22 protein-coding genes, 1 pseudogene and 2 other annotated features are annotated in these 20,190 nt (G+C 36.9%); of the genes and pseudogenes, 14 read left to right on the forward strand and 9 right to left on the reverse strand.

Annotated elements, in window-relative coordinates:
- Window positions 1–39 precede the first annotated feature (39 nt).
- Complete coding sequence (locus ACUXEY_RS04375) at window positions 40–576, forward strand: spore coat CotO family protein (protein ID WP_461300169.1); 537 nt, start codon at window positions 40–42, stop codon at window positions 574–576.
- Window positions 577–636: 60 nt separating this feature from the next.
- Here ACUXEY_RS04375 and ACUXEY_RS04380 read toward each other — a convergent pair whose 3' ends face one another.
- Complete coding sequence (locus ACUXEY_RS04380; RefSeq protein ID WP_429600727.1) at window positions 637–1,095, reverse strand: CotY/CotZ family spore coat protein; 459 nt, start codon at window positions 1,093–1,095, stop codon at window positions 637–639.
- A 125-nt stretch (window positions 1,096–1,220) separates the two neighbouring features.
- Here ACUXEY_RS04380 and ACUXEY_RS04385 point away from each other — a divergent pair, with 125 nt between their 5' ends.
- On the forward strand, window positions 1,221–1,580 hold the full coding sequence (locus tag ACUXEY_RS04385) for a DUF1360 domain-containing protein (protein WP_000899661.1): 360 nt from the start codon (window positions 1,221–1,223) through the stop codon (window positions 1,578–1,580).
- 101 nt (window positions 1,581–1,681) lie between these two features.
- A complete protein-coding gene (locus ACUXEY_RS04390) occupies window positions 1,682–1,867 on the forward strand; it encodes a cytochrome C oxidase subunit III (RefSeq protein WP_166704193.1) in 186 nt (61 codons plus the stop codon).
- A gap of 77 nt (window positions 1,868–1,944) precedes the next feature.
- On the opposite strand, the gene exsF is transcribed toward ACUXEY_RS04390, so the two are convergent.
- The 6 genes from exsF to ACUXEY_RS04420 form a co-directional block, all read right to left on the reverse strand.
- A complete protein-coding gene (exsF, locus tag ACUXEY_RS04395) occupies window positions 1,945–2,448 on the reverse strand; it encodes an exosporium protein ExsF (RefSeq protein ID WP_000492933.1) in 504 nt (167 codons plus the stop codon).
- Window positions 2,449–2,615: 167 nt separating this feature from the next.
- Window positions 2,616–3,098: a CotY/CotZ family spore coat protein gene (locus tag ACUXEY_RS04400; protein WP_461300170.1), complete on the reverse strand. Its 483-nt coding sequence runs from the start codon at window positions 3,096–3,098 to the stop codon at window positions 2,616–2,618.
- Between the two features lie 143 nt (window positions 3,099–3,241).
- On the reverse strand, window positions 3,242–5,308 hold the full coding sequence (locus ACUXEY_RS04405) for an ATP-dependent helicase (protein ID WP_461300171.1): 2,067 nt from the start codon (window positions 5,306–5,308) through the stop codon (window positions 3,242–3,244).
- A 99-nt stretch (window positions 5,309–5,407) separates the two neighbouring features.
- Window positions 5,408–5,830 (reverse strand): GNAT family N-acetyltransferase, encoded by a 423-nt coding sequence (locus ACUXEY_RS04410; protein ID WP_166704196.1) that lies wholly within the window; start codon window positions 5,828–5,830, stop codon window positions 5,408–5,410.
- A gap of 1 nt (window position 5,831) precedes the next feature.
- Window positions 5,832–6,350: a YjcG family protein gene (locus ACUXEY_RS04415; protein ID WP_087957795.1), complete on the reverse strand. Its 519-nt coding sequence runs from the start codon at window positions 6,348–6,350 to the stop codon at window positions 5,832–5,834.
- A gap of 92 nt (window positions 6,351–6,442) precedes the next feature.
- Window positions 6,443–7,174 carry an alpha/beta hydrolase gene (locus tag ACUXEY_RS04420; protein WP_001076848.1) on the reverse strand — a complete coding sequence of 244 codons (732 nt, stop codon included), beginning with the start codon at window positions 7,172–7,174 and terminating at the stop codon, window positions 6,443–6,445.
- Window positions 7,175–7,377: 203 nt separating this feature from the next.
- Here ACUXEY_RS04420 and ACUXEY_RS04425 point away from each other — a divergent pair, with 203 nt between their 5' ends.
- Window positions 7,378–8,289 carry a DMT family transporter gene (locus tag ACUXEY_RS04425; protein ID WP_429600720.1) on the forward strand — a complete coding sequence of 304 codons (912 nt, stop codon included), beginning with the start codon at window positions 7,378–7,380 and terminating at the stop codon, window positions 8,287–8,289.
- A gap of 77 nt (window positions 8,290–8,366) precedes the next feature.
- A pseudogene (locus ACUXEY_RS04430) lies at window positions 8,367–8,762 on the forward strand (PH domain-containing protein).
- Between the two features lie 24 nt (window positions 8,763–8,786).
- On the opposite strand, the gene ACUXEY_RS04435 reads toward ACUXEY_RS04430, so the two are convergent.
- Window positions 8,787–9,185, reverse strand: coding sequence for an Ig-like domain-containing protein (locus ACUXEY_RS04435; protein ID WP_461300172.1), 399 nt, complete (start codon window positions 9,183–9,185; stop codon window positions 8,787–8,789).
- Between the two features lie 163 nt (window positions 9,186–9,348).
- A complete protein-coding gene (putP, locus tag ACUXEY_RS04440) occupies window positions 9,349–10,827 on the reverse strand; it encodes a sodium/proline symporter PutP (RefSeq protein WP_144613597.1) in 1,479 nt (492 codons plus the stop codon).
- A 306-nt stretch (window positions 10,828–11,133) separates the two neighbouring features.
- Window positions 11,134–11,371, forward strand: a binding site (T-box leader).
- Between the two features lie 42 nt (window positions 11,372–11,413).
- Window positions 11,414–11,658, forward strand: a binding site (T-box leader).
- Between the two features lie 52 nt (window positions 11,659–11,710).
- Between putP and trpE the strand changes: the two genes are divergently transcribed.
- The 9 genes from trpE (at window position 11,711) to ACUXEY_RS04485 (ending at window position 20,123) form a co-directional block, all read left to right on the forward strand.
- Window positions 11,711–13,129, forward strand: coding sequence for an anthranilate synthase component I (gene trpE / locus ACUXEY_RS04445; RefSeq protein ID WP_461300173.1), 1,419 nt, complete (start codon window positions 11,711–11,713; stop codon window positions 13,127–13,129).
- Window positions 13,126–13,713, forward strand: a complete 588-nt coding sequence (locus tag ACUXEY_RS04450; protein ID WP_461300174.1) for an aminodeoxychorismate/anthranilate synthase component II — start codon at window positions 13,126–13,128, stop codon at window positions 13,711–13,713. Before trpE ends, ACUXEY_RS04450 begins: the two co-directional genes overlap by 4 nt.
- Window positions 13,710–14,735: an anthranilate phosphoribosyltransferase gene (gene trpD, locus ACUXEY_RS04455; RefSeq protein ID WP_461300175.1), complete on the forward strand. Its 1,026-nt coding sequence runs from the start codon at window positions 13,710–13,712 to the stop codon at window positions 14,733–14,735. Before ACUXEY_RS04450 ends, trpD begins: the two co-directional genes overlap by 4 nt.
- Window position 14,736: 1 nt before the next feature.
- Complete coding sequence (gene trpC, locus ACUXEY_RS04460) at window positions 14,737–15,498, forward strand: indole-3-glycerol phosphate synthase TrpC (protein ID WP_461300176.1); 762 nt, start codon at window positions 14,737–14,739, stop codon at window positions 15,496–15,498.
- Window positions 15,495–16,109, forward strand: a complete 615-nt coding sequence (locus tag ACUXEY_RS04465; RefSeq protein ID WP_461300177.1) for a phosphoribosylanthranilate isomerase — start codon at window positions 15,495–15,497, stop codon at window positions 16,107–16,109. Before trpC ends, ACUXEY_RS04465 begins: the two co-directional genes overlap by 4 nt.
- The gene (gene trpB, locus ACUXEY_RS04470; protein WP_461300178.1) at window positions 16,106–17,299 is read left to right on the forward strand and encodes a tryptophan synthase subunit beta; all 1,194 of its coding nucleotides are present in this window, start codon (window positions 16,106–16,108) and stop codon (window positions 17,297–17,299) included. The genes ACUXEY_RS04465 and trpB overlap by 4 nt, the downstream gene beginning before the upstream one ends.
- 3 nt (window positions 17,300–17,302) lie before the next feature.
- Window positions 17,303–18,079 (forward strand): tryptophan synthase subunit alpha, encoded by a 777-nt coding sequence (gene trpA / locus ACUXEY_RS04475; RefSeq protein WP_461300179.1) that lies wholly within the window; start codon window positions 17,303–17,305, stop codon window positions 18,077–18,079.
- Between the two features lie 74 nt (window positions 18,080–18,153).
- Window positions 18,154–18,513 (forward strand): DUF4029 domain-containing protein, encoded by a 360-nt coding sequence (locus tag ACUXEY_RS04480; protein WP_166704208.1) that lies wholly within the window; start codon window positions 18,154–18,156, stop codon window positions 18,511–18,513.
- A gap of 110 nt (window positions 18,514–18,623) precedes the next feature.
- On the forward strand, window positions 18,624–20,123 hold the full coding sequence (locus ACUXEY_RS04485; protein ID WP_461300180.1) for an L-lactate permease: 1,500 nt from the start codon (window positions 18,624–18,626) through the stop codon (window positions 20,121–20,123).
- Window positions 20,124–20,190: the final 67 nt, after the last annotated feature.

The raw sequence follows: 20,190 nt of genomic DNA on the forward strand, positions 1-20,190 counted from the left end.
GAATATAACTATAATAGTACACGATTTATTCAGCTACGTATGGAAGTGGGAGGGACGAGTGTGAAGAATAAAAATAAAAGTTCAACAGTTGGAAAACCGTTGTTATATATTGCGCAAGTAAATTTGGAACTTGCTGCACCGAAAATAAAAAGAATTATCTTAACAAACTTTGAAAATGAGGATCGAAAAGAGGAAAGTAATAGAAACGAAAATGTTGTAAGTAGTGCTGTGGGAGAGGTAATAGAGCAACAAGAACAACAAGAAGGGCAACAAGTAGAAGAAGAGGAACAAGTGCAAGAGCAGCAAGAGAAACAAGAACAGCAAGAACCAGTGAGAACTATCCCGTATAATAAATCATTTAAGGATATGAATAATGAAGAGAAGATTCATTTTTTATTAAACCGCCCTCATTACATCCCGAAAGTAAGGTGCAGAATAAAAACGGCTACAGTTTCTTATATTGGATCAATCATATCGTATCGTAATGGAATTGTAGCGATTATGCCGCCAAATAGTATGAGAGATATTAGGGTAGCTATAGAAGAGATAAAATCGATTGATATGGCCGGCTTTTAAATATGTAAAGGTGGTAGAAATCTTCTACCACCCCAATAGTTTTTTAGTTTACTTCACTTATTAGATAGAAACGTCGCGTAAGCACTGAATCGCACAGAAACAGCTTAAATCTACAGTAATGCAAGTAGATGTCGATACTAGTCTTGCATTTGGTACAGCTAAAAACGTACAAATTGGGTCATCAGTAGGTGGTACAGGGGAACCATCACCTAATACTACAGTTAACACACGTAGTACAGCGCAGCTATCGTCATCTACGCTCTCTACACGGAAAAATGGGGATTGGCAGCTAGTAAGACTTGCGGATGGTGCAAATGCTTGAAAAGGGTCTCCAGTTTTTGTGTATACAATAAAAGGGCGTGTATTTGCTACAGATGCACTATTATGTGCTCCTAAAAATGGAATTTCACAACCTGATCCACATGTTGTTGTAGAGCATTCTTGTAATTCATGAATGAATTTGACAACGTCAACTACACAATGAGAAGAGCTATGGTGTTTATTTTCGTTACAACTCATTAATGTCACTCCTTATCGTCTTGTTTGTATTTACATTAATAAGATATTGGAGTCGAGGAGATTTGGTCACAATCTCAAGGCCTTTTTTTTTAAATAGGCGAAAGAAGATAAGGGAAGGTGGAATCATGCTGTTTACAAGTTGGCTTTTATTCTTTATTTTCGCGTTAGCTGCTTTTAGGCTCACCCGTTTAATTGTGTATGATAAAATTACAGCTTTTTTGCGAAGGCCGTTTATTGATGAATTAGAGATTACAGAGCCAGATGGAAGTGTATCAACTTTTACAAAAGTAAAAGGTAAAGGATTAAGAAAGTGGATTGGCGAATTATTAAGCTGTTATTGGTGTACAGGTGTATGGGTTAGTGCTTTTTTATTAGTTTTATATAATTGGATTCCTATCGTAGCAGAGCCGTTACTTGCATTATTAGCTATTGCAGGAGCAGCAGCAATCATTGAAACGATTACAGGGTACTTTATAGGAGAATAATATATTTTCATAATACGAGAAAAAGCGGAGTTTAAAAGAATGAGGGAACGGAAATAAAGAGTTGTTCATATAGTAAATAGACAGAATTGACAGTAGAGGAGATGTTTGCTGTGAGTAATAGTCCAAGGCAAAATTCATATGACCTGCAGCAATGGTATCACATGCAGCAACAACACCAAGCACAACAACAGGCATATCAAGAACAATTGCAACAACAAGGATTTGTGAAGAAAAAGGGATGTAATTGTGGGAAAAAGAAGAATACAATAAAACACTATGAAGAATGAAACACTCATATTACTGTGAGTGTTTTTTATTATACATATAAAAAGCGGTATTTCTAAGGAAGAAATACCGCTTTTTACTAGCTAATTTGTGCAACTGTTAATGCTGCAGCACGGATGTCTACAGTTCCAATTAACTCAACTGGTACAATTTGAATTAAATCGCCAGGGTTTAAGTTAATGAGAATAACACCACTGGATACGTCTACTTCACCAGTACCAATAACGTTAGAACGAACTGCTGTACCTGATCCAGGAATAATGTTAGCTGGCGTACCTAATGATAAGAAGAAACGACCAGCTTCTGGTGCAACAGGTGCGTTATCAAGACTAATTGTTAATGTATAACTGATTTGATAAATACCAGCTCGTAGAATTCGAATGCCATCTCCGACACTTACTGTATCATTTATTACAGGAACAGTAATATTTGGGTTTGGACTTACGCTAGGTAATAGTAATGGTGTGAATAATGAAGCGAACTGAGGGGCAGAAGCGTTGAAAGCAAAACCGAAGGCAGGTAGTGTACTAGCTGGTTTCGCCTCACAATCGATTTTCGTAAATTCGCAATCAGAAGAGAACATGTTTTTCACTCCTTTATCTGTTTCTACTTTCAGTTAATGAAAAGGACAGGTTCTATGTTCTAGACAAGTTCCCAATTTTATAAAAAATACATAATAATACCTTTTAAGCATGGATTGGGTGGCAGAATTTTCTGCCACCCAATCCATGCTTAACTCATTATTTAGTTTTAAATCGTAACATCACGTAAGCATTGAATAGCGCAGAAGCAACTTAAATCAACAGTAAGACAAGCAGGAGTTGATATTAACTTTGAATTTGGTACATTTAAAAACGTACAAATTGGATTGGCACCAGCAGGACCAGGTGGTACAGGAGAACCATCACCTAACACGACACCTAACACTCGTAGTACAGCGCAATCATCATCATCTATACTCTCGACTCGGAAAATTGGAGACGTACAGAAATCAAGATTTCCAATTGGGGCAAATGCTTCAAATGGTGTTCCAGCTTTAGTGTATAAAATAAAAGGACGTGTATTTGCTACAGATGCACTATTATGTGCTCCTAAAAATGGAACTTCGCAACCAGATCCGCATGTTGTCGTTGCACATTCTTGTAATTCATGTATAAAACGAACGACATTTGATACACAGTTGAAATCACAATCGTGATGATGATGATGGTCTTCGTTACAATTGCAGCTCATTATGTTCACTCCTTATCGTGAGTTCTGACATACACTATTACAATATGAACGGAATATAGTTGATATTACGTTAATTCTTACGATAAAAACAAGGAATTTATATAGTAGGGATGTACATAATGCAATATGAAAAAAAGACATCCTTATTTAGTGGATGTCTTTTCAGGTAAATCTTTTCGCACAGTATACAAAAAGCGAGATATATCTAATTTTTTTCCTCTAAAAAATTGCGGAGAAGAAATGTACAATTCTTCTTTCGCACGTGTAATTGCGACATAAAGTAGTCGGCGTTCTTCTTCTAAAGCTTCAGAAGTCTCTGTAACACGATCATTTGCATCTTTTAAAGAAGAAGTATGAGGCAGAATACCATCGCTCGCTCCAAGTAAAAAGACGCATGGAAATTCAAGGCCTTTTGCGTTATGAATAGACATAAGCGAAACAGCATCTTTTTGCGGCATTGTTTTTAATGCTTCCATTTCTTTTTGACCTTGAATTGCTTCATCAATAAATTGTAAATAAGCTGGAATGTCGGTGAAACGAGTTGCAGACTCCATTAATTCTTCTAACATTTCTTCTTGTATATCTTTATGCATCGTAAAGGAAGAACGATCGTTACTTTGTAAGTACTCTAAATACTTTCCTTTACCATGAATAATTTCTTTTAATGCTTTTTTCGGTTCTAATTCTTTTATAAATTTAATAAAATCGATACGCTCATTTACCTTTTTCACTTGAAAAGGTTTTAAGCTCGGATTTAATAATAAGAAATGAAGAAGAGAAGGGAAACGACCTTCACCATATTTCCATTGTTCACGTTCAATAAATGAAATACAATCATCACGCCCGATATACATCGTTGGTAATATATTTGAAAGTGATTCTAGTCGAAACGGCTCAATCACTAGTCGTAAATGATCTAATACAGGCTTAATTAAAGAATGTTCATAAAACGATTGGCTCGCACCGTGTTTAATAAACGGGATTTTGTGAATGGTAAGCTGATCAAGTAATGAGCGGCTTACAGAATGTGTACGATACAGTAAACAAAAATCTTTATAGTTTCGTTCGCCGCTCTCTACTTTTTCTTGAATGAGCTGCAAAATTTGATTTGCTTCATCAAGAGTTGTAGCTGGTCTTGCGTAAAAAGGTTGTACACCTTCTTCACGTACAGAATACAGCTCTTTGTCAAAACGCTCTTGATTTAGTTTGATAACTTCATTTCCAAGTCCGACAATAAAGGGATTGGATCGATAATTTGTATTAAGTGCGATAATCGTAGTGTTATCAAATTCTTTTGGAAAAGATAAAATAATTTGATGACTGGCTCCTCGCCAGCCGTATATCGCCTGATCGTCATCACCTGCGATAAACAAATTATTTCTTGGGGAAGCTAATAATTTTACAATTTCATATTGTGCATACGATGTATCTTGGAACTCATCTACTTCAATATAGTGAAAACGTTGTTGTAATTGAGTAAGCAATGGAGCATTATTTTCTAACATATAATATGTTTCTAATAAGATGTCATCGAAATCGATATAATTATATCGTTGTTTCACTTCTTCAAAACGCTCGTATACTTCTTTAAATTCTTGTTCAACGGGTGTTTTTGCTTTTACATCTTTCGGACGATTCAATTTGTTTTTCTCAAGTGAAATCATCGCGAGCATCGTTTCAGCATCATAGTCGTCTTTTAAACGTAATTCTTTTAAAATTTTCTTTATCATAATTTGTTTATGTTTTTCGTTTGCTAAAATTTGCTGATTATATCCTTGACTACGAAGCAATTTTAAAAAGACAGAGTGGAACGTACCAGCAACAACGTAGTTACTTGCTGCGTGATTCATACCGGGTAACTTCGCTACACGATTTCGGATTTCTTCAGCCGCTTTTTGTGTAAATGTAAGCAATAAAATATTTCGCGGATGAACTTGTTTTACATTTACTAAATAACCTACGCGAGTTGTTAAAACAGATGTTTTCCCGCTTCCAGCACCAGCTAATGTAAGAACAGGGCCTTCTGTCGTTCGTACGGCCTCTAATTGTTTTTCGTTTAAAAATACATTTTGTTGTTCGAGTGCACGGAAATACGCCGCATCTGCATCTTCTTCCATAATTAAATGGGTAGATGTTTTCGGAATATGATATGTTGCACGCGGAATGTCAGCGTGCGTTAACGATTTTTGTGAAAATTTTTCTTGTGTCATATATTCACCTTCAAAACTATAGCATCAACATTTAACTTTAGCGGAAGAAATAGAAAATAGCAATGTAAAAAACAGGAGGGGATACCTCCTGTTTTCAAATTACAATTCTTTTATCATAACGATGTGAGGAATATTTGCTTCCATGAATACATCAGAATTCGTTACATATCCAAGTTTCTTATAGAAATCTTCAGCATGTGTTTGAGCATGCAACTTCAATTTTGGTAGCGAGTTTTCCTTCGCATATGCTTCAAGTGCATCCATAACAATTTTTCCAATGCCTTTTTTACGATGGGAAGCTAGTACGCAAATGCGTTCCATTTTTCCAACCCCATCAATGGTGCGAAAACGTCCAGCACCAACAGGAACATCATTATCATATATAACAACGTGTATAGAAGTTTCTTCAAACTCATCATACTCTTCTTCGGCAGAAACTTGCTGTTCATTCACAAATACTTGCTTACGTACAGAGAATGCATCTCTTAGTTGTTCGTCCGTTTGTACGATCTGTGCATGCAAATTAGTTGTTCCCCTTTCCAAGGTGGAATGTTTCGTGTACAGTCCATGTTCCGTTTTCTAATTGATATAGAAGATGGAAGCGATCAATTGGTTGTTCATAATAGAAATCTTTCATACGTAATCGACCTAATACGTCAGCATGCTCTGCATCTGATAAGCCTTGTCCAATTGTTAAATGAGGTACGAAAGCGTATTCGCGTTCTTGTGTAAAGAACCCGTTATGCATTTCCTCATTTAAGAAAGTAAGTTCCGGTGTTTTTTCTACTTTAAAATAAAGAACATTATTAACAGGTGCGAATGAACCAACTTTCCCAACATGAAGGGTGAAAGGGTTCGTTTTACTTGCGATTGTATGTAACTCGTTTACAATCGATTCTAATTGTTCATCTTGCGTCTCAAAGGGTGTTTTCAATGTAATATGTGGCGGAACTAATGCGTAATGCGGATCATAACGTTTACGCAATCCGTTCGCTTTATCTTGAATCATTTTAGATGGAAAAATTACAATGCCTAATTTCATGTTCCAATTCCTCCCTTTGTAAGTCTAGTTAGATTTTGAGAAAATAACTCTCTTAATCTATTATATCAAATTATTCTGAATACTGCTCTCTATTATTTCATTGATAGCATATGAGAGAAAGCTTTCGGTAAATCAGTTTGCCAATATTTCCACGTATGATTACCTTCAAACTCTTCGTAATGCGTGATGAAATTTCTATCCGTGAGAAGCGTATTAAGCTCACGGTTCGGCCCTACGAAATCAGATACTTGTCCATCCGTGCGCTTTACAGCTGTTTCTTCTGTTCCAATAACGTGATAAAGTTCTAGCGCCTCCGGATTTTTGAAGTCTTTTGCTAAATTCATCACTGTTTCATCCACAAATGGTGATTGCATAACGACTTTACCAAATGTATGCGGATACATAAGTGCAGTCATGAAGGAAACTGTTCCGCCAAGAGAATCACCAATTAACACACGACCTTTTCCCATTTGGTACGTTGGATAATTTTCATCGATATATGGTGCAAGTTCATGAGCAAGGAAACGAATATAAGCAGCGTTTTTTACTTCATTTGGGAAATATTTTTCTTTACGATCGTGTACATTTTTATATGGAATACCGACAATAATTGTACGGTCAATTTCTTCAGTTTCACGAAGGCGCTCAATTACACGGTGCGCTTTACCAAGCTGAAAGTAATCTCTACCATCTTGTGCAATTACAACTGTATGTTTGTGCAGTGGTGTGTAATTTACCGGTAAGTAAACGAGAAGTGTAACATCTTCTTGAAGTGATGCGCTATAAAATGAAATTTCTTCAATTCTCCCTATTGTTTGATTCATGTAGATCCCCCTAAATAAAAATTTACTGTAATGATTGTAAGAGCGACGCTTGTAGTGAAAAAGAAAGAAATATTCACTAATAGGTGCTTTCATTTCTATTTTACCATAATGGTACGAAGAATCTAAAAAATTAGTATTTAAGTTATGAAAGAAAACGGATATAATGAAGTGGGATTTTTGACAGGTGAGAGGGGAGACGGAATTTGAAACAAGAAAGGTCAATCGCGCTACCATTAGCCATTTCCATTATAGCCATTTCATTCGCAGCAGTTTTTGTAAAGATGTCCTCAGCACCATCTTCCATATTAAGTATGTATCGATTATGGATTATCGTACTTATTATGCTGCCTATCGTTTGGAAAAAACGGGAAGAGTTTAGTAAGATTCAAATAAAAGATTGGGGATTTTTAATTGGATCTGGTTTCTTTTTAGCACTTCATTTTCTTTTATGGTTTGAATCTTTAAAGCATACGACAGTTGCGAGTTCGACGATTATTTTAGCGCTTCAGCCAATCGTATCTTTAGTTGGAGGTTTTTTCTTATTTAAAGAAAGAACAACATACTCAGCCATTGCGACAATGGGAATTGCGATATTAGGCGTAATGTGTATTGGTTGGGGAGATTTAGGGCTAAGTGCACAAGCGATTTATGGAGATATATTATCCTTTTTAAGTGTAATAGCGGTTGTCGGTTATTTATTTATCGGGCAAACGACAGTAAAGAAAGTATCACACTGGATTTACAGCTTTACAGTCTTTGCATTCGCAGGTATTTTTATGGGAATTTATAATATAGTATTGCAAGTGCCTTTTACAGGTTATTCGAAGTGGGACTGGACCGTATTTCTTTTACTTGCGGTCGTACCGACAGTGTCACACGTCATTAATAATTGGTTATTAAACTACGTAAATGCAACAACAATTTCAATGAGTATTTTAGGGGAACCAGTTGGGGCATCTATACTAGCGTTCTTCTTACTCGGGGAAAGACTAAATGCAATGCAAATTATCGGTAGCATGCTCGTATTGTTTGGAGTATCTGTGTTCTTACTACAGCAACAAAAACGAACAGCAAAAAATGTAGTAAACGAGCCGGCGTATACACAGGAATTATAGTATTAGGGGAAGAAAAGAGAAGTTGTAATACTTCTCTTTTTGTTTTATATAAATACGGGTGTGGAAAGGGGAAGGGAATGGAATTCCCATCAAAAAAAGATGTATGGTTATATCCGATTTTTTTCGTTGTCATTGGAGCGTGTTTTGCTCCCCTATTTGCAGGAAGAGAATATTTTCTTTTATTTTTTACAATTCCATTAGCAATATTATTTATGTGGAGTTAGTTTTCGACAAAATACATCGTCGGAGAAGAAACAATTACAATTAGATCAGGTTTCGTTAAAAAGCGCATATTTATACGAGATATAAAACAAATTTCAAATACGAAAAATCCAATTGCGGCTCATGCTTTATCATTTGATCGGCTTGAAATTGTTTACGGCGCGCATCAAACAGAAATTATTTCTCCTAAAGATAAAGCACAATTCATCAATCTCGTTACAAGTAAAAATTCACACATTGAAATGAAGTAAAAGAGTGGCTACGAGGCCACTCTTTTACTTTGGGTTTGTCATATAAGGTTGTACATGAATCATACATAAATCACGGAACTTTCCTTCAGCAGTTGTGACAATTATGACTGCTCTTCCCGCACTTTTTCCAGTAATCGTTACCGTATCCCCTTTTGGGTACATTGTGATAACATCAGCGTTCATATTTGTCCAAATAAGTTCTTTATTCGTCGCTTGCACTGGCAAAACGGAAGCTGATAACTCAGTGCTTTGTCCAGTTCTTACTTTCAACTTATTTTTTTCCATATGAACACCGATGACTGAAATAACAGAAGGAGCGATAGAAATTTTAGGTGGATTAGGTTGTATGTTTAAACAAGACGTAGAAGTATTTGTGATAGGTGAAAATTTTCGTGTTTGTTGTTGCTGGAAAGCTGCTAACATGTTGGAGTCCCCTTTCTGTATAAGTGCTGATAGTACTACTATAAAGGAGTAGTGTTATGTTTAATTTAACGAAACATAAAGAAATTGTTAAATTCGAGCAGAAGATTGTCGAACTTTGATATAAAGAAAGCTCTGCTGATACGATAACAGCAGAGCTTTCCCTTTATAGATTATGACTATGTTGTTTTTCGAAATTCTCAAATTGCTCTTCAACTTCTTTTGAAGGTTGTGTTAGTAAACTAACAATTACGATTACTAGTAAACTAATAGTGAAACCAGGAATCATTTCATATAAGAATTCTTTTAAGAATTTGAATTGAGTCCAAATAATTACTGTAGCGGCACCAGAAATCATACCAGCAAGCGCGCCCCACTTCGTCATACGTTTCCAATATAAGCTCAATAAAATAGCAGGTCCGAATGAAGAACCAAATCCAGCCCAAGCGTATCCAACAAGAGCTAAAATCGTATCATTTTGTTTAAGTGCTAATGCACATCCAATTAAAGCGATAGCAAGAACAGACATACGACCGACAAATACAAGTTCTTTATCAGAAGCAGAACGTTTAAAGAATGTACGGTATAAATCTTCTGTTATAGCACTCGAAGTAACGAGTAACTGAGATGAAATTGTACTCATAACCGCTGCTAAAATAGCTGCTAATAAAAATCCAGTAATAAGTGGATGGAATAAAATAGTGCCAAGTTCAACGAAAATTGTTTCTGGGTCAGAAAGTTTTAAACCTGCTTTTGAATAGTACGCAATACCGATAAGGCCAGTAAACATAGCTCCAGCAACAGAGAAAATCATCCAGCTCATACCAATACGTCGTGCGCTTTTAATTTCTTTTACAGAAGAAATCGCCATAAAGCGTACGATAATATGTGGTTGTCCAACATAACCAAGGCCCCATGCGAATAATGAAATAATTCCTAATACAGAAGTGCCTTTAAAAATATCTAATAATGCCGGATCAATAGATTTAATTGTTTCAAATGCTGGCCCAAGTCCATTTACGTGCATAATTGTTACGACTGGAACAAGAATAAGAGCGACTACCATAATGATTCCTTGCACGAAGTCTGTCCAACTTACAGCTAAAAATCCACCAAATAATGTGTAAGCTACAACAACTCCACCAACGATAAGAAGACCAACATGGTAATTGAGTCCAAATGAATTCTCGAATAATACAGCGCCAGAGACAAATCCTGAAGCTACATAAAACGTGAAAAATATCATAATAACAAGTCCAGATACTAGGCGTAGCATATGGGATTTGTCGTGGAAACGGTGTTCCAAAAATTCTGGGATAGTAATAGAGTTGTTTGCAATTTCAGAGTAGGTACGTAAGCGAGGAGCGACATAGATCCAGTTTGCGTATGCGCCTAATGTTAGGCCGATCGCAATCCAACTACTACTTAATCCAACGCTAAACATTGCACCGGGTAAGCCCATTAAAAGCCAACCACTCATATCAGCTGCTCCAGCACTTAATGCTGTTACTGCGGGGCCTAGTGTACGCCCGCCAAGCATATAATCTGTTAAGTTGGATGTTTGTTTATAAGCGAAATAGCCGATAATTAGCATCCCGAGCATGTAAATAGAGATAGAAGTTAAAATTAACATCTGCGTACTCATGTAGTTCCCCTTTCTTTTGTCATGTCTTTTGATGCGTTATGCATATTTATAATCTATCATGATTATTCTGAAAAATCCATATAGAAATATGAATTTTCAGAAATGTAAGCGTTTTTTGATGTTATTTTACTTTTTTAATATATAATATTCATACAAAAAACCTTATTTTTAATAGAGTATTTATTATATTTACATAAAAAGAGGTTGTTTTGTCAATATAATATTGAAAGGAGAGAAAAATAAATTTTTTTAAAAAGTATTGACTTATGAAAAAAGTTAAGTCTATAATGAGTGCAACTTAAAAAAATGCAAGCGTTGATGAAGAAGAGTACACATGATGAACATGTCAGAGAGCTGATGGTTGGTGCGAATCAGTATGGGATTAATGTGGAATGGGCTTCGGAGCTTCCAAACCGAAACGAAAGAAGTAGGCTTTGGCGACATGATCTCATCGATATAAGAGACACGTATTGTTTTTGATACGGTAAAGTGCGTTACATTTGTAACGAATTAAGGTGGCACCACGGGAGTACCCGTCCTTTCTATAGGATGAGTACTCCCTTTTTGTGTACAAAAAATTAAATAAATGAAATCGTTGAAGTAAGAAGAGTACGTATATTGGAGACGTTACAGAGAGCCGGGGATAGGTGGGAGCCCGGTGCGGTGCCATATACGGAATGGGCTTACGAGAGGTATGCTGAACAATTATTTTCAGTAGGCAACCCGGGTTCCGCCGTTACAAGGATAAGGTATATATTTTGTACCTGAATAAAGCGGGATGCTATTGCGTCCAACATGAGGTGGTACCACGGTAAATTTATCGTCCTCTACATATTTTCGATATGTAGGGGACTTTTTTATTTTTCAGATTGAGGTGAAAGGCATGATGACAAAAGAGGAATTTATGAAGCAAAAAGAGCAGGGAAGAGCATTTTTAGTAATCGCTGAAGAAGAAGGAGATAGCATTACGCCAATTTCTTTATATAGACGTATGAAAGGAAAGAAAAAGTTTTTATTAGAAAGTTCGCAGCTTCATCAAGATAAAGGACGTTATTCTTACTTAGGCTATAATCCATATGGTGAAGTGAAAAGCATTGGTACGGAAGTGGAACGAACGATTTACGACCAAACAGAAAAGTTACAAGGTAATGTACTAGAAGTATTAGAAGAAGAAATCGCGTCAGCTCAAGTAGGCAGTCCATTTCCGTTTTGCGGAGGAGCAGTTGGTTATATTGGGTATGATGTTATTCGGCAATATGAAAACATTGGAGCAGATTTACACGATCCATTGAATATTCCAGAAGTACACCTATTACTGTACCGTGAGTTTATTGTGTATGACCACTTACGCCAAAAATTATCATTTGTATATGTATGCAGGGAAGATGATACAGCTTCTTATGAAGAAGTATATGAAAGATTGCAAGTATATAAAGAGCAAGTGTTACAGGGAGAAGAAGCGAGAGTAACTGAAATCAAATCAACATTATCATTCACTTCTTCTATAACAGAAAAAGAATTTTGCGAGATGGTAGAAACGGCGAAAGAACATATTCGGGCCGGGGACATATTCCAAGTCGTATTATCCCAGCGTTTGCAAAGTGAATGTATTGGTGATCCATTCGCGTTATACCGAAAACTTCGAATTGCCAACCCGTCACCATATATGTTCTATATTGATTTTCAAGATTATGTTGTACTCGGTTCTTCGCCGGAAAGTTTGTTAACGGTAAGAGAGGATAAAGTGATGACGAATCCAATTGCCGGTACAAGGCCGAGAGGGAAAACGAAGCAGGAAGATGCGGAAATCGAAAAAGAACTGTTAGAAGATGAGAAAGAACGAGCGGAGCACATGATGCTTGTAGATCTTGGGCGAAATGATATTGGCAGAGTAAGTGAAATTGGATCCGTGACGATAGATAAATATATGAAAGTAGAAAAATACTCTCACGTTATGCACATTGTATCTGAAGTTTACGGAACATTGCGAAAACAAATGAGTGGATTTGATGCATTAGCGTATTGCCTACCAGCAGGAACAGTGTCAGGCGCTCCGAAAATTAGAGCGATGGAAATTATAAATGAGCTAGAGAATGAAAAAAGAAATGTATACGCAGGTGCAGTTGGATACGTTAGTTTTTCAGGGAATCTTGATATGGCGCTCGCCATTCGAACGATGGTCGTCAAGGATGAAAAAGCATACGTTCAGGCAGGAGCGGGCATTGTTTATGATTCAGACCCAGTAGCTGAATATGAAGAAACGTTAAATAAAGCGAGAGCGCTATTGGAGGTAATGAAATGATTGTACTAATTGATAATTATGATTCATTCACTTATAACTTGTATCAACTGTTAGGTGAATACGAAGAAGATATTGTAGTCGTAAGAAATGATCAAATAACGATAGAACAGCTAGAAGGGATGAATCCAACAGGAATTGTGCTTTCACCAGGACCAGGAAAACCAAAGGATGCTGGCATTTGTATCGAAGTGATTCGCCATTTTTATAAGAACGTTCCCATATTAGGTATTTGCCTCGGACATCAGGCGATTATATCAGCATTTGGAGGAGAAATTGTTAGAGCGGAGCGCATTAAACATGGAAAAACATCTCGTGTGAAACATAACGGGACGTCAATCTTTTCGTACGTGACACAGCCGCTAACAGCGATGCGCTACCATTCCCTTGTTGCGGCACAAACGAGTTTGCCAGAGTGTTTTGACATACTAGCGACAGCGATGGACGATGGAGAAATTATGGCAGTTCGTCACAATTATTATCCGCTATTCGGATTACAGTTTCATCCGGAATCAATCGCAACAGAAGAAGGCGGAAAGTTAATACGTGCCTTTTTAGGCGAAGTGAAAGAGGAGGAAAGAGTATGAATAACTATCTTCGTAAATTAGTGGAGGGACAACATTTAACAGAAGAGGAAATGTATAGAGCAGGGTTTCTTTTATTACATGAAAACATATTGGAAAGTGAAATTGCAGCTTTCTTAGTCTTACTGAAAGCGAAAGGTGAAACAGCAGAAGAAATATACGGCCTCGTTCGAGCACTTCGCGAAAAGGCATTACCGTTTTCGAACCATATACAAGGAGCAATGGACAATTGCGGAACGGGTGGTGACGGTGCCCAAACGTTTAATATTAGTACAACGTCAGCATTTGTACTGGCAGGAGCTGGCGTAAAGGTTGCAAAACATGGTAATCGTGCTGTATCTAGTAAAACAGGAAGTGCAGATTTATTAGAAGAACTCGGTGTAAATATTAGCAGTACGCCAAGCGAAATTGATTATTTATTAGAGCATGTCGGAATCGCATTTTTATTCGCACCAGCGATGCATCCAGCATTAAGGCGCATTATGAAAATAAGAAAAGAATTGAACGTGCCGACGATCTTTAACCTAATTGGACCGTTAACGAATCCAGTTAATCTAGAAACACAATTTGTTGGTATTTATAAACGAGATATGTTACTACCAGTTGCGCAAGTATTACAGAAACTAGGAAGAAAACAAGCGCTTGTCGTAAACGGAAGTGGTTTTTTAGATGAAGCATCATTACAAGGAGAAAATCACGTTGTCATTTTGAAAGGTAATGAAATAGTAGAAACGAGTATTGAACCTGAGAAATACGGTTTTAAAATAGTGAAAAATGAAGAGATTAGGGGCGGGAATTCAAAAGAAAATGCAAAGATTACGCTCGGAGTATTGAGCGGAGAAAAGAGCGTTTACCGTGATACAGTGTTATTCAATGCAGGTCTAGCCCTTTTCGCAAATGGAAAAGCAGAAACGATTGAAGAAGGAATTACACTAGCAGCACATAGTATTGACTCTGGAAAAGCATTAGCCAAACTAAACTTATTAATTGCAGCAAGTAATGAGAAATTAGAAAGGGTGAATTAAAGTGAGGACGATTTTAGATGAAATTGTAGACCAAAAGAAAAAAGAAGTTGCGGCATTATATGAAACGTATACACCAATAGAAGAAAGTAGAAAGACACATTCTCTTGTAGAAGCGTTACAGCAGTTTACTGTCATTGCAGAAGTAAAGCGAGCATCACCATCAAAAGGAGATATCAATTTACACGTTGATGTACGGAAACAAGTGAAAACATATGAAGAATGCGGCGCAGGAGCAGTTTCTGTTTTAACAGACGGTCAATTTTTTAAAGGATCGTTTCATGATTTGCAAATGGCGAGAGAAGAAAGTAACATTCCGCTTTTATGCAAAGATTTCATAATCGATAAAATTCAAATTGATAGGGCGTATGAAGCCGGTGCAGATATTATTTTATTAATTGTAGCGGCGTTAACGAAAGAGAAGTTACAAGAGCTGTATAACTACGTACTAGAAAAAGGATTAGAAGCAATTGTTGAAGTTCATGATGAACAGGAATTAGAAATTGCAATTCAATTAAATCCGCACGTTATCGGTATTAACAATCGTAACTTAAAAACATTCGAAGTCGATTTAAGCCAAACAGAAGAGCTTGGAAAAAGATTAAATGAGGAGAAATTACTTTGGATTAGTGAGAGCGGGATTCATTCAAAGGAAGATATTATTCGTGTCAAACGAGCAGGAGCGAAAGGTGTATTAGTTGGGGAAGCGCTTATGACATCATCTTCTATTCGTACCTTTTTTGAAGATTGTAAGGTGAACATATGAAAGTGAAAATTTGCGGGATCACTGATATGGAAACGGCAAAACATGCTTGTGAATACGGAGCTGATGCACTCGGATTTGTTTTTGCAGAAAGTAAGAGGGAAATCACTCCAAGGCTAGCGAAAGAAATCATTCAGGAGATGCCAGCAAACGTATTAAAAATCGGTGTTTTCGTAAATGAATCAGTAGAAGGTATCCAGAAAATTGCAGATGAATGCGGGTTAACGCATGTGCAATTACATGGTGATGAAGATAATCATCAAATTAGAAGATTGAATATTCCGTCTATAAAATCAATCGGAGTAACTTCAGAGGATGATATGAAAAACGCTCAAACATATGAAACTGATTATATATTGTTTGATAGCCCGAAAGAAAAGTTTCACGGAGGAAATGGAAAGACATTTTCATGGGAGTTACTCACACATATGCCAAAAGAATTGCGAGAGAAAACGATATTAGCTGGTGGATTAAACGCTCTTAATATAGAAGAAGCGATTCGAACGATTCAGCCATATATGGTCGATGTAAGTAGCGGAGTAGAGACAGAAGGAAAGAAAGATCTAAAGAAAATAAAACAATTTATTATAAAAGCGAAGGAGTGTTCTAAATGAACTACGCATATCCAGATGAAAAAGGTCACTACGGTATATACGGAGGACGATACGTTCCAGAAACGTTAATGCAATCTGTATTAGAACTAGAAGAAGCGTATAAAGAGGCGATGGAAGATGAAGCATTTCAAAAGGAATTAAATCATTATTTAAAAACGTACGTCGGAAGAGAAACACCGCTTTATTTCGCTGAGAATATGACGAAGTATTGCGGAGGTGCAAAGATTTATTTAAAACGTGAAGATTTGAATCATACAGGAGCTCATAAAATTAACAATACAATTGGTCAGGCGCTTCTTGCGGTGCGAATGGGCAAGAAAAAAGTTGTCGCTGAAACAGGAGCTGGACAACACGGAGTCGCAACTGCTACTGTATGTGCCCTTCTCGGTTTAGAATGCGTCATCTTTATGGGAGAAGAAGATGTAAGACGTCAAAAATTAAACGTGTTCCGAATGGAATTACTCGGAGCGAAAGTAGAAAGTGTAGCGGCAGGTAGCGGCACATTAAAAGATGCAGTGAACGAGGCGCTTCGCTACTGGGTTTCACACGTGCACGATACGCACTACATTATGGGATCCGTTCTCGGACCACATCCATTCCCGCAAATTGTTCGTGATTTTCAAAGTGTAATTGGGAAAGAAACGAAAAAACAATATGAAGCGTTAGAAGGGAAATTACCAGAAGCAGTCGTTGCTTGTATTGGTGGTGGTAGTAATGCGATGGGTATGTTTTATCCGTTCGTACACGATGAAGAAGTCGCTCTTTACGGCGTAGAAGCAGCTGGAAAAGGCATCCATACAGAAAAACATGCAGCCACTTTAACGAAAGGAAGCGTCGGTGTTTTACACGGATCGATGATGTATCTTCTGCAGAATGAAGAAGGACAAATTCAAGAAGCTCATTCTATTTCAGCAGGGCTAGATTATCCAGGTGTTGGACCAGAACATAGCTTGCTAAAAGATATTGGCCGCGTTTCTTATCATTCCATTACAGATGAAGAAGCGTTAGAAGCATTTCAATTGTTAACGAAAAAAGAAGGAATTATTCCGGCGTTAGAAAGCTCACATGCTGTCGCATACGCTTTAAAACTAGCACCTCAAATGAAGAAAGACGAAGGGCTTGTCATTTGCTTATCTGGCCGCGGTGATAAAGATGTAGAGAGTATAAAACGTTATATGGAAGAGGTGTAGAAAATGGGAGTAGAAAGAATTAAAGCAGCGTTTGAAAATGGTAAGAAAGCATTTATTCCGTACGTAATGGGCGGAGATGGTGGTCTTGAAAAATTAAAAGAAAGAATTCGTTTTTTAGACGAAGCAGGAGCAAGCATCGTTGAAATTGGCATCCCGTTCTCAGATCCAGTCGCAGACGGTCCAACAATTCAAAGAGCAGGGAAACGAGCGCTAGATAGCGGTGTAACAGTAAAAGGTATTTTTCAAGCATTAATAGAGGTAAGGAAAGAAGTACAAATTCCATTTGTACTCATGACATATTTAAATCCAGTACTCGCATTCGGAAAAGAACGATTCATTGAGAGATGCTTAGAAGCAGGTGTAGACGGTATCATCGTTCCAGATTTACCGTATGAAGAACAAGACATTATTGCACCGCTCCTTCGAGAGGCGAATATCGCTTTAATTCCACTCGTTACCGTTACGAGCCCAATTGAGCGAATCGAAAAAATTACGAGTGAATCAGAAGGATTCGTCTACGCCGTTACAGTAGCGGGTGTAACAGGAGTACGTCAAAACTTTAAAGAGGAGATTCATAGTTACTTAGAAAAAGTAAAATCACATACGCATTTACCGGTAGCGGCAGGGTTCGGTATTTCAACGAAGGAACATGTAGAAGAAATGATTACAATATGTGACGGAGTTGTCGTTGGAAGTAAAGTTATTGAGCTGTTAGAAAATGAAAAACGAGAAGAAATATGTGAATTAATACAGGCAACAAAACAAAAAGAAGAGGCATAAGTCTCTTCTTTTTGTTTTACGTAATAAATGTTAAAATATACAGAAAATACATATAATTTAGAGGGTGAGAAAGCATGCTAAGACGGAAACTACTATATCTGCTTTTAACTGTACCACTATACGCTTGGCTCATTAGCATGACGAACATAGAATTGATGGCTTTATTTTTAGGATATGTATTCATCTTTTCCAACTTAAATCGTATTCAAGAGCAATCTATTTTAGAAATATGTATATTTTCGATTAGTATAGAACTATTTAGTATCGTTTCAATTGTATTATTAAATGAATTATTCAGGTGGATCCATTCATTTGAATTAATGAAATTTGGAAATGTTGTATTGCAAGTCATATGTGCTTATATTGTGTTTGTTGTGTTAGACAAAATAATCAGGCAGCAGAACGTTTTTCAGGATAATAGAAAATGGGGATGAAAAGGAGTCATTTGGCTCCTTTTTTTAATCTGTTGTAAAAACAATTGAAAATTATGACATCTGTTATATAATAGTTAAAAATTGTATTTTTAATGAAAAGAGATGATAACATGGCCATATTGTTGGCACTTATCCCAATTATGATGATTTTCATTTGTTTATTTTTATTTAAACAAACGTCATTACGGTCCTCTTTAATTGCTTACGTTGTGTCTGTTGGAATCGTTTTACTCTCACCAACGTTTCAACTAGGGATAAGTGAAACTGTGCACGCAACGATTAAAGGTTCGTTAATTTGTTTTATTGTCGGTTACGTTTTGTTTTTCGGTATTTTTTTATTTCACCTCATGAACAAAATGGGGTACATCGATCAAGTAGCACGTTTTCTAGAAGAAGTGACGCATGATCGTTTATTACAAATGCTGCTGATGTGTTTTGGTATTTGTCCGCTAATTGAATCAGTAAGTGGATTCGGTATCGGCTTCATGGTTGCAGCACCTATCTTTCTTTCGTTAGGCTATAAACCATTTCAAGCTGTACTGCTCTCATTTATCGGTTTACTAGCTAGTTCATGGGGCGCAATGGCGACTGGTACGATTATCGGTTCGCAGCTTATAAACATGCCGCTTACAACACTTGGCACAAATACAGCACTATTAAGCATTCCGATGTTTGCCTATTTCGTCATTCTGTCTTTACACGTTGTTGGTGGCTGGCAGGCCGTGATTGAAAAGTGGAAAGAAGGATTCGGTTTCTTTCTATTATTCTCTCTCGGAATCTACCTTTCTAATGCATACGTAAGTGTTGAACTAGCAGGTATATTAAGTTCTATCGTTACAATTACATTTGGCTTTCTTATCATTAAATTAAAAGGGAAAAATGAACAAAGTCTAATGACAGAACATGCTGCTGCAACGGAAAGAGAAGTATCTATTATAAAAATTATTAGCCCTTATATATTTTTAACCGTTTGTATTTTGCTTTCTCGCCTCGTACCAGCATTACATGATTTGTTCAGATCATATGCAGTCCTTGATTTGAAAACATACTCTTACAAGCTAGAAATGCTATATTCACCAGGATTTTGGCTCGGTATGACTTGTTTATTTACTATTATTTTTTTCCGTATACCATCTTATATTATTAAACAATCAATCTCGCAAACGATAAAACAATGGATTCCTTTTGCGATTACGACGACAATGTTTATCGCCATTTCAGAACTAATGGGTGCTTCTGGCATGCATTCATTACTGGCAAAAACAGCTGGTGAAACATTTGGAACGTTTTTTGTTTTCGTTGCTCCGTTTATTGGCGGGATTGGTGGCTTTTTAACAGGTAGTAACGCAGGATCCAATGCGATGTTCATAAAACTACAAATGCAAACGGCGCAAAACGTAGCACTCCCGTGGCAATACGTCACAACTCTGCAAAACACCGCATCATCAGTAGCGACAATCGCTTGCCCGTCACGTATTACATTAGGTGCGTATTTATGTAACATCCCGTATCGTGAAAATGAACTATTAAAGAAGACGACGTTAATGATTTTTGGGGCGGTGTTGCTCGTAGTGGTAGAGGTTATTGTTTGGTATATGTTGAGAAAATAAGAAATCCTCCTGAGAAAGGAGGATTTTCTTTTTATATGGATAATGCCTTAAGTATATAAAGCTTCTA

The organism is Bacillus sp. F9_6S_D1_P_5 (assembly GCF_054823925.1).

Coding starts and splice junctions, on each gene's coding strand:
- ACUXEY_RS04375 (WP_461300169.1), top strand. CDS start 40: ATGGAAGTGGGAGGGACGAGTGTGAAGAATAAAAATAAAAGTTCAACA.
- ACUXEY_RS04380 (WP_429600727.1), bottom strand. CDS start 1,095: ATGAGTTGTAACGAAAATAAACACCATAGCTCTTCTCATTGTGTAGTT.
- ACUXEY_RS04385 (WP_000899661.1), top strand. CDS start 1,221: ATGCTGTTTACAAGTTGGCTTTTATTCTTTATTTTCGCGTTAGCTGCT.
- ACUXEY_RS04390 (WP_166704193.1), top strand. CDS start 1,682: ATGTTTGCTGTGAGTAATAGTCCAAGGCAAAATTCATATGACCTGCAG.
- exsF (WP_000492933.1), bottom strand. CDS start 2,448: ATGTTCTCTTCTGATTGCGAATTTACGAAAATCGATTGTGAGGCGAAA.
- ACUXEY_RS04400 (WP_461300170.1), bottom strand. CDS start 3,098: ATGAGCTGCAATTGTAACGAAGACCATCATCATCATCACGATTGTGAT.
- ACUXEY_RS04405 (WP_461300171.1), bottom strand. CDS start 5,308: ATGACACAAGAAAAATTTTCACAAAAATCGTTAACGCACGCTGACATT.
- ACUXEY_RS04415 (WP_087957795.1), bottom strand. CDS start 6,350: ATGAAATTAGGCATTGTAATTTTTCCATCTAAAATGATTCAAGATAAA.
- ACUXEY_RS04420 (WP_001076848.1), bottom strand. CDS start 7,174: ATGAATCAAACAATAGGGAGAATTGAAGAAATTTCATTTTATAGCGCA.
- ACUXEY_RS04435 (WP_461300172.1), bottom strand. CDS start 9,185: ATGTTAGCAGCTTTCCAGCAACAACAAACACGAAAATTTTCACCTATC.
- putP (WP_144613597.1), bottom strand. CDS start 10,827: ATGAGTACGCAGATGTTAATTTTAACTTCTATCTCTATTTACATGCTC.
- trpE (WP_461300173.1), top strand. CDS start 11,711: ATGATGACAAAAGAGGAATTTATGAAGCAAAAAGAGCAGGGAAGAGCA.
- ACUXEY_RS04450 (WP_461300174.1), top strand. CDS start 13,126: ATGATTGTACTAATTGATAATTATGATTCATTCACTTATAACTTGTAT.
- trpD (WP_461300175.1), top strand. CDS start 13,710: ATGAATAACTATCTTCGTAAATTAGTGGAGGGACAACATTTAACAGAA.
- ACUXEY_RS04465 (WP_461300177.1), top strand. CDS start 15,495: ATGAAAGTGAAAATTTGCGGGATCACTGATATGGAAACGGCAAAACAT.
- trpB (WP_461300178.1), top strand. CDS start 16,106: ATGAACTACGCATATCCAGATGAAAAAGGTCACTACGGTATATACGGA.
- trpA (WP_461300179.1), top strand. CDS start 17,303: ATGGGAGTAGAAAGAATTAAAGCAGCGTTTGAAAATGGTAAGAAAGCA.
- ACUXEY_RS04480 (WP_166704208.1), top strand. CDS start 18,154: ATGCTAAGACGGAAACTACTATATCTGCTTTTAACTGTACCACTATAC.
- ACUXEY_RS04485 (WP_461300180.1), top strand. CDS start 18,624: ATGGCCATATTGTTGGCACTTATCCCAATTATGATGATTTTCATTTGT.